Genomic DNA, 7,634 nt, shown 5'->3' with positions numbered 1-7,634 from the left:
CAGGGCTATGCGCTTTATGGCAGCAAGGTCATTGCTCGCTGTGAGCTAAGCACGCCACCCCAAGGAGCGCCGGCCCATCGGGCCGGTCCGGCGCGCGCCCGGCACCTTCGGTGCTATTCGGGCGCAAGGGGGCGCGTGGGGTGATTGGGTTCGGAAGACCTTCGAAACCACGGGCGGCAAGGCGCGGGGCCGGGGCGGGGCGCCAAGCCCCCTCACACCCCGCACCAACAGAGGGCGCGCGCCGGGCCGGGGGCCGGCGCTTCTGACCTCAGAGCGAGGCGTTTTATCCCAGCAAGGTCAGGGCTAGAGGCGATCTAAGCACGCCATCCCAAGGAGCGCCGGCCCAAGGGGCCGGTCCGGCGCGCGCCCGGCACCTTCGGTGCTATTCGGGCGCAAGGGGGCGCTTTGGGTGTCGATAAGCCGCATCGCACCGGGCGTTCGAACTTGGTCAACTCGCTACGCACGGATCGCTCCGAACGCCTTGCCCAAGCTAAGCATCCGCCCCCACCGCCACACCACGACCCACCCGACTCACCCCACCCTGACCACACCCACCCCCACACCAAACACCCCCACACCACACCCCAAACACCTCCACCCCCCGCGCAACCCCGGGGCGAGGCGCCCCGGGCGGCCTACCCCGGCGCGGTCGGGGTGTCGCAAATGCACCGGCGCAAGCCGCCGGCGACACGGGGCGGCAATTTCACGCTGATTTGCCGCATGGCCACCCTTTCACAAGCGGCGGGACCCACATATAAGTCGCCCCGCTCGGCCCGTGACGGAGTCGCGGGCCGATCACGCTTTAGGGGAACGCATTATGTTTGGTTTGGACAAGCTCATGGGCGCCTTTTCGGCGGACATGGCCATCGACCTCGGCACCGCGAACACGCTGGTCTACGTCAAGGGACGCGGCGTGATCCTGTCGGAGCCCTCCGTCGTCGCCTATCACGTCAAGGACGGCGTGAAGAAGGTGCTGGCCGTGGGCGAGGACGCCAAGCTGATGCTCGGCCGCACCCCCGGCTCGATCGAGGCGATCCGCCCGATGCGCGAAGGCGTGATCGCCGACTTCGACACCGCCGAGGCGATGATCAAGCACTTCATCCGCAAGGTGCACCGCCGCTCGACCTTCCATAAGCCGAAGATCATCGTCTGCGTGCCGCATGGCGCCACCCCGGTGGAGAAACGCGCGATCCGCTCCTCGGTGCTCTCGGCCGGGGCGCGCAAGGCCGGCCTCATCGCCGAGCCCATCGCCGCGGCCATCGGCGCGGGCATGCCGATCACCGATCCGACCGGCAACATGGTCGTCGACATCGGCGGCGGCACCACCGAGGTCGCGGTCTTGTCCTTGGGCGACATCGTCTATGCCCGCTCGGTCCGGGTCGGCGGCGACCGCATGGACGAGGCGATCATCAACTACCTGCGCCGCCAGCAGAACCTCCTGATCGGCGAATCGACCGCCGAGCGCATCAAGACCTCGATCGGCACCGCGCGGATGCCCGACGACGGGCGCGGCGCCTCGCTGCAGATCCGCGGCCGCGACCTGCTGAACGGTGTCCCGAAGGAGACCGAGATCAGCCAGGCGCAGGTCGCCGAGGCGCTCTCGGAGCCGGTGCAGGCGATCTGCGAGGCGGTGATGACCGCGCTCGAAGCCACGCCCCCGGACCTCGCCGCCGATATCGTCGACCGCGGCGTGATGCTCACCGGCGGCGGAGCGCTCCTGGGCGACCTGGACCTGGCGCTGCGCGAACAGACCGGGCTTGCGGTCTCGATCGCCGACGAGAGCCTGAACTGCGTCGCCCTCGGCACCGGCAAGGCGCTGGAATACGAAAAGCAGCTCCGCCACGCGATTGACTACGACAGCTGAGCGCCCGACCCTCTGAGGCGAGGGGAGACGACATGGCACGGGACAGATCTGGCGAGGATTATACCGGCCCGCTGAAGCGTCTGCTTGTGGCGGTGCTGATCCTGTGCCTGCTGGGCATCTTCCTGATCTGGCGCATCGACAGCCCCCGGGTCGAACGCTTCCGCGCCCAGGTCGTCGACCATGTCGTGCCGAGCTTCTCCTGGGCCATGGCGCCGGTCACCGCGGTGGTGAACCTCGCCGGTGACTTCCGCAGCTACCAGCAGATCTACGACCAGAACCAGGAGCTGCGCCGCGAGCTCAGGCAGATGACCGCCTGGAAGGAGGCCGCGCTGCAGCTCGAGCAGGAGAACGCCCGCCTGCGTGACCTCAACAACGTCCAGCTCGACCCCAAGCTGACCTATATCACCGGGGTCGTGCTGGCCGATTCGGGCTCGCCCTTCCGGCAGTCAGTGCTGATCAACGTCGGCAGCCGCGATGGCATCGTCGACGGCTGGGCGACCATGGACGGGATCGGGCTGGTGGGCCGGATCTCGGGCGTGGGCGCCAATACCTCGCGGGTGCTGCTCCTGACCGATGCGACCAGCCGCATCCCGGCGGTGATCCAGCCCTCGGGCCAGCGCGCGCTCATTGCCGGGGACAATTCCGCCGCCCCGCCGATCGACTTCCTCGAGAACCCCGACCTGGTGCGCCCCGGCGACCGGATCGTGACCTCGGGCGACGGCGAGGTCTTCCCGCCGGGCCTCCTGATCGGCCAGGTCGCCGAGGACCCCAACGGCCGGCTGCGGGTGCGGCTCGCGGCGGATTACGAGCGGCTCGAGTTCCTGCGGGTGCTGCGCGACCACGGCGCGCGGCGGGTCTCGGAACAGGGCGGGCTGATCGCCCCGCGCCTGCCCCTGCCCGACGAGATGCCGCTCGAGGGGCCGCCCGCGCCGGAGCCGGAGGTCACCCAATGATCGACGCCGACGGCCTCAGGATCTGGATGATGCGCGGCGTCTTCGTGCTGCTGGCGGGGCTGGTGGTCTTCTTCCACCTCCTGCCGCTCTCGCATCTGCCGCAGCTCCTGGCAGGGCCGGATTTCATCACGCTCCTGGTCTTCGCCTGGGCGCTGCGGCGCCCCGAATACGTGCCGGCCTGGCTGATCGCCGTGGTGGCGCTCCTCGTCGATCTGATCTTCCAGCGCCCGCCGGGCCTCTGGGCCGCGCTCACCGTCATGGTCGCCGAAAGCCTCAAGACCGGCGAGCGGCGCCAGCGCGAGACCAACTTCCTGCTCGAATGGCTCTCGGTCTCGGTGAGCCTCGGGGCCATGGTTCTGATCTATCAATTGGTGAAGCTCCTCCTTATCATCGAGCCCATGGGTTGGGTGCTGGCCCTGTCCTCGCTGCTGGCCTCGATCCTGATCTATCCCGGCGTGGTGGCGCTGAGCCGGATCCTCGGCGTGGCGCGGGCCGCTCCGGGCGACGGCGACAGGCTGGGGCAAGGCGCATGAAACGCACCGCCAAGGAAACATCCGAAAGCTGGGCGCGGATCTCGCGCCGGGGGCTGATCCTGGGGGGCCTGCAACTGGGCTTCGCCGGCGCCCTGGCGCTTCGGATGCGCTACATGCAGGTCGACCAGGCCGATGAGTTTCGGCTCCTGGCCGAGGAGAACCGCATCAACCTGCGGCTCATCCCGCCGTCCCGCGGGCAGATCTTCGACCGCGAAGGCCGGGTGATCGCCGCCAACGAGCCCGCCTACCGGATCACCATCGTCCGCGAGGAGGCCGAGGACGTCGACGCCGCGCTCGAGGCGCTGGGGCGGATCGTCCGGCTCGACCCCGACGAGATCGAGCGCGCCCGCGCCGAGATGGCCCGGTCCGCGCCCTTCCTGCCGGTCACCGTGGCCGACCGGGTGAGCTGGGAAGAGGTGAGCCGCGTCGCGGTCAACGCCCCCGCCCTGCCCGGCGTCAGCCCCGAGGTGGGCCTCTCGCGGGTCTATCCCCACGACGGCACCTTCGCCCATGTGGTGGGCTATGTCGGCCCGGTCTCCGACCGCGACCTGGCGCGCTACGAGGACCCCGAGCCGGTGCTGCGCATCCCCCGCTTCCAGGTCGGCAAGGTCGGCGTCGAGCGCAACTACGAGGAAGAGCTGCGCGGCCGCGCCGGCGCCAAGCGCGTCGAGGTCAATGCCGTCGGCCGGGTCATGCGCGAGCTCGACCGCCGCGAGGGCGAGGCCGGGGCCGACGTGCAGCTCACCGTCGACGCCGAGCTGCAGAACTACGTCCAGGCCCGCCTCGGCGAGGAAAGCGCCAGCGTGGTGGTCATGGACCTGGCCGAGGGCGACCTCCTGGCGATCTCCTCGGCGCCCTCCTACGACCCCAACAAGTTCGTGCGCGGGATCTCGGTCGGCGATTACGGCATCTACCGCGAGAACGAGCGCCGCCCCCTGGCCTCGAAGACCGTCCAGGACGCCTATCCGCCGGGCTCGACCTTCAAGATGGTCACCGCGCTGGCGGCCATGGACGCGGGCGTCGTCAGCCCCTCCGAGACGGTCTGGTGCCCCGGCCACCTCGATGTCGGCGGCCGCCGCTTCCACTGCTGGAAGCGCGCCGGCCACGGCCATATGAACTTCGAGCAGAGCCTGCGCGAAAGCTGCGACGTCTACTACTACGACCTGGCGCTGAAGGTCGGCATCGAGAAGATCGCCGAGACCGCGCGGCGCCTGGGCCTCGGCGAGGTGCATGACATCCCGATGTCGGCGGTGACCGACGGGCTCATTCCCGACAAGGCCTGGAAGCGTGCCAACCGCGGGGCGGAATGGGTGATCGGCGACACGGTGAACGCCTCGATCGGCCAGGGCTTCGTCTTGTCCTCGCCGCTGCAGCAGGCGGTCATGGCGGCGCGGCTGGCGACCGGGCGGTCGATCTCGCCCCGGCTGGTGAAATCCATCGACGGGATCGAGGCCCCGGGCCGCCCCGGCGCGCCCATGGGCTTCAACGAGACCCACCTGCAGCGGATCCGCGAGGCGATGTTCGCGGTCTCCAACAACCGCCGGGGCACCGCTTACGGCTCGCGAATTATCGACGACGCCATGCGCATGGCCGGCAAGACCGGCACCAGCCAGGTGCGCAACATCACCGCCGCCGAACGCGCGCGCGGCGTGACCCGCAACGAGGACCTGCCCTGGAACCGGCGCGACCACGCGCTCTTCGTGAATTTCGCCCCCTACGAGGCGCCGCGCATCGCCGTGGCGGTGGTGGTCGAACACGGCGGCGGCGGCTCGGCGGCGGCCGCGCCCATCGCCCGCGACGTGACGCTGCAGGCGCTTTTCGGGGGCGACCCGCCGCTCGACGCCTATCCCACCAAGGACCGCGACCGGATCCGCGAACAGCAGGACCGCATGGCCGCCGAACGCGAAGAGCGCCTCCGGGCGTGGCAGAGCCGCGCATGAGTTACCTCGAGTATTCCGTCAAGACGACGCCCGCGGGCTGGCGCAAGGTCTTCTACTTCAACTGGCCGGTGGTGGTGCTGGTCACAGCGGTGGCCTGCGTCGGCTTCCTGATGCTCTACTCGGTCGCCGGGGGCTCTCTGACGCCCTGGGCCGAGCCGCAGATGAAGCGCTACGTCCTGGGCCTCATGGCGATGTTCACCGTGGCGCTGGTGCCGATCTGGTTCTGGCGCAACATGGCCTTCCTGGCCTATCTCGGCGCCTTGGCACTGCTGGTCGCGGTGGAGTTCATCGGCACCGTGGGCATGGGCGCGCAGCGCTGGATCGACCTGGGGTTCATGCAGCTCCAGCCCTCGGAGCTGATGAAGATCACGCTCGTCATGGCGCTTGCCGCCTATTACGACTGGCTGCCCCTGCGGAAGACCTCGCGGCCCTTCTGGGTGCTCCTGCCGATCCTGCTGATCGTCCTGCCCACCGGCCTGGTGCTGACCCAGCCCGACCTCGGCACGGCGATCCTGCTTCTGACCGCGGGCGGGCTCCTGATGTTTCTCGCGGGCGTGCACTGGGCCTATTTCGGCGCGGTGATCGCCGCGGGCGCCGGCACGGTGGCGGCGGTCTTCCAGAGCCGCGGCACCGACTGGCAGCTCCTCAAGGACTACCAGTTCCGCCGCATCGACACCTTCCTCGATCCCTCCACCGATCCGCTCGGCGCCGGCTATCACATCACCCAGGCGAAGATCGCCATGGGCTCGGGCGGCTGGACCGGGCGCGGCTTCATGCAGGGCACCCAGTCGCGGCTGAACTTCCTGCCCGAGAAACACACCGACTTCATCTTCAACACCCTCGCCGAGGAGTTCGGCTTCGTGGGCGGCTTCTCGCTCCTGGTGCTCTACGTGCTGATCCTGGTCTTCTGCATCGTTTCGGCGCTGAAGAACAAGGACCGCTTCTCCTCGCTCCTGATCCTCGGGATCGGCCTGACCTTCTTCCTGTTCTTCGCAGTCAACATGTCGATGGTCATGGGGCTCGCCCCCGTGGTCGGCGTGCCGCTGCCGCTGGTGAGCTACGGCGGGTCGGCCATGCTGGTCCTGATGATCGCATTCGGCCTCGTCCAGAGCGCCCATATCCACAGGCCCCGCTGATGACCCTGAATATCCTGTTTGCCGCCGGTCCCGACCGGTGGGAGGACTACGCCCGCCCGCTCCACAAGGCCCTGACCGACGAAGGACTGGACTACCAGCTCGCCACCGAGCTGCCCCCCGAAGCGGTCGACTACATGGTCTATGCGCCGAACAGCACGGTGCAGGACTTCACGCCCTACACCCGGCTCAAGGCGGTGCTGAACCTCTGGGCGGGGGTCGAGGCGGTGACCGGCAACCCGACGCTGAAGGTGCCGCTGACCCGCATGGTCGACGCCGAGGGGCTGACCCAGGGCATGGTCGAATGGGTGACAGGCCATGTGCTGCGCCACCACCTCGGGATGGATGCCCATATCGTCAATCCCGAGCACCGCTGGGCGCCCGAGGTGCCGCCGCTGGCCACCGACCGGAAGGTGACGATCCTGGGCCTCGGCGCGCTCGGCACCGCCTGCGCCGAGATGCTCTCGGCCCTGAAGTTCGACCTCGCCGGCTGGGCCCGCAGCCCCAAGGAGATCCCCGGGATGACCTGCCACAGCGGCCCCGAGGGGCTCGCCGCCGCGCTCGAAGGCGCCGAGATCCTGGTCCTGCTCCTGCCCGACACGCCCGAGACCCGCGACATCCTCGATGCCCGCGCACTCGCCCGCCTCGCCCCCGGCGCCGCGGTGATCAACCCCGGGCGCGGCCCGCTGATCGAGGACGCCGCCCTCCTGGCCGCGCTCGACACGGGCCAGGTCGGCCATGCCACGCTCGACGTCTTCCGCGAGGAACCGCTGCCCCGGGACGACCCCTACTGGGCGCACCCGAAAGTCACCGTGACCCCGCATATCGCCTCGGAGACGCGCCCGCCCTCCGCCGCCCGCGTCGTGGCCGAGAACATCCGCCGCCACCAGAGCGGCGCCCCCCTCCTGCACCAGGTCGACCGCAGCGCCGGCTACTGACCGAGGCGCGCCCTCTCAGCCGGGCGCCCCGCCCCACCAGCTTCAGCTTGGGTAAAATACCTCGGGGGTGAATGCGGGCCGCAGGCCCGCTGAGGGGGCAGCGCCCCCCGTCCGGGACGCCAAAGGCGGCCCGGACCCACAAAGAACGCCACGCCCCTCTCCCGAAAAACCACATACCACCCCAAACCACCCCCACTTGCGCCTGACCGGGCCCAAAATACTCCGGGGGTGAATGCGGGTGGCACACCCGCAGAGGGGGCAGAGCCCCCTCCC

The 7,634-nt window shown here is 69.7% G+C and carries 6 protein-coding genes; all 6 read left to right on the top strand.

What is annotated here, in order from left to right:
* The first annotated feature begins 817 nt into the window (after nucleotides 1–817).
* From ACX938_RS14060 to ACX938_RS14035, 6 genes are read left to right on the top strand one after another with little or no spacing between them, the layout of a single operon-like run.
* Nucleotides 818–1,864, top strand: coding sequence for a rod shape-determining protein (locus ACX938_RS14060; protein ID WP_232755188.1), 1,047 nt, complete (start codon nucleotides 818–820; stop codon nucleotides 1,862–1,864).
* 32 nt (nucleotides 1,865–1,896) lie between these two features.
* Nucleotides 1,897–2,817 carry a rod shape-determining protein MreC gene (gene mreC / locus ACX938_RS14055; RefSeq protein WP_232755187.1) on the top strand — a complete coding sequence of 307 codons (921 nt, stop codon included), beginning with the start codon at nucleotides 1,897–1,899 and terminating at the stop codon, nucleotides 2,815–2,817.
* The gene (locus ACX938_RS14050) at nucleotides 2,814–3,350 is read left to right on the top strand and encodes a rod shape-determining protein MreD (protein ID WP_232755186.1); all 537 of its coding nucleotides are present in this window, start codon (nucleotides 2,814–2,816) and stop codon (nucleotides 3,348–3,350) included. The genes mreC and ACX938_RS14050 overlap by 4 nt, the downstream gene beginning before the upstream one ends.
* Nucleotides 3,347–5,290 carry a penicillin-binding protein 2 gene (gene mrdA, locus ACX938_RS14045; RefSeq protein WP_232755185.1) on the top strand — a complete coding sequence of 648 codons (1,944 nt, stop codon included), beginning with the start codon at nucleotides 3,347–3,349 and terminating at the stop codon, nucleotides 5,288–5,290. Before ACX938_RS14050 ends, mrdA begins: the two co-directional genes overlap by 4 nt.
* Nucleotides 5,287–6,426: a rod shape-determining protein RodA gene (rodA, locus tag ACX938_RS14040; protein ID WP_459431521.1), complete on the top strand. Its 1,140-nt coding sequence runs from the start codon at nucleotides 5,287–5,289 to the stop codon at nucleotides 6,424–6,426. The genes mrdA and rodA overlap by 4 nt, the downstream gene beginning before the upstream one ends.
* Nucleotides 6,426–7,361, top strand: a complete 936-nt coding sequence (locus ACX938_RS14035) for a 2-hydroxyacid dehydrogenase (RefSeq protein ID WP_459431520.1) — start codon at nucleotides 6,426–6,428, stop codon at nucleotides 7,359–7,361. Before rodA ends, ACX938_RS14035 begins: the two co-directional genes overlap by 1 nt.
* Nucleotides 7,362–7,634: the final 273 nt, after the last annotated feature.

The organism is Roseivivax sp., from assembly GCF_054552075.1.
The sequence above is the reverse complement of the archived record's forward strand: the minus strand, read 5'-3'. Positions and strand labels throughout refer to the sequence as shown.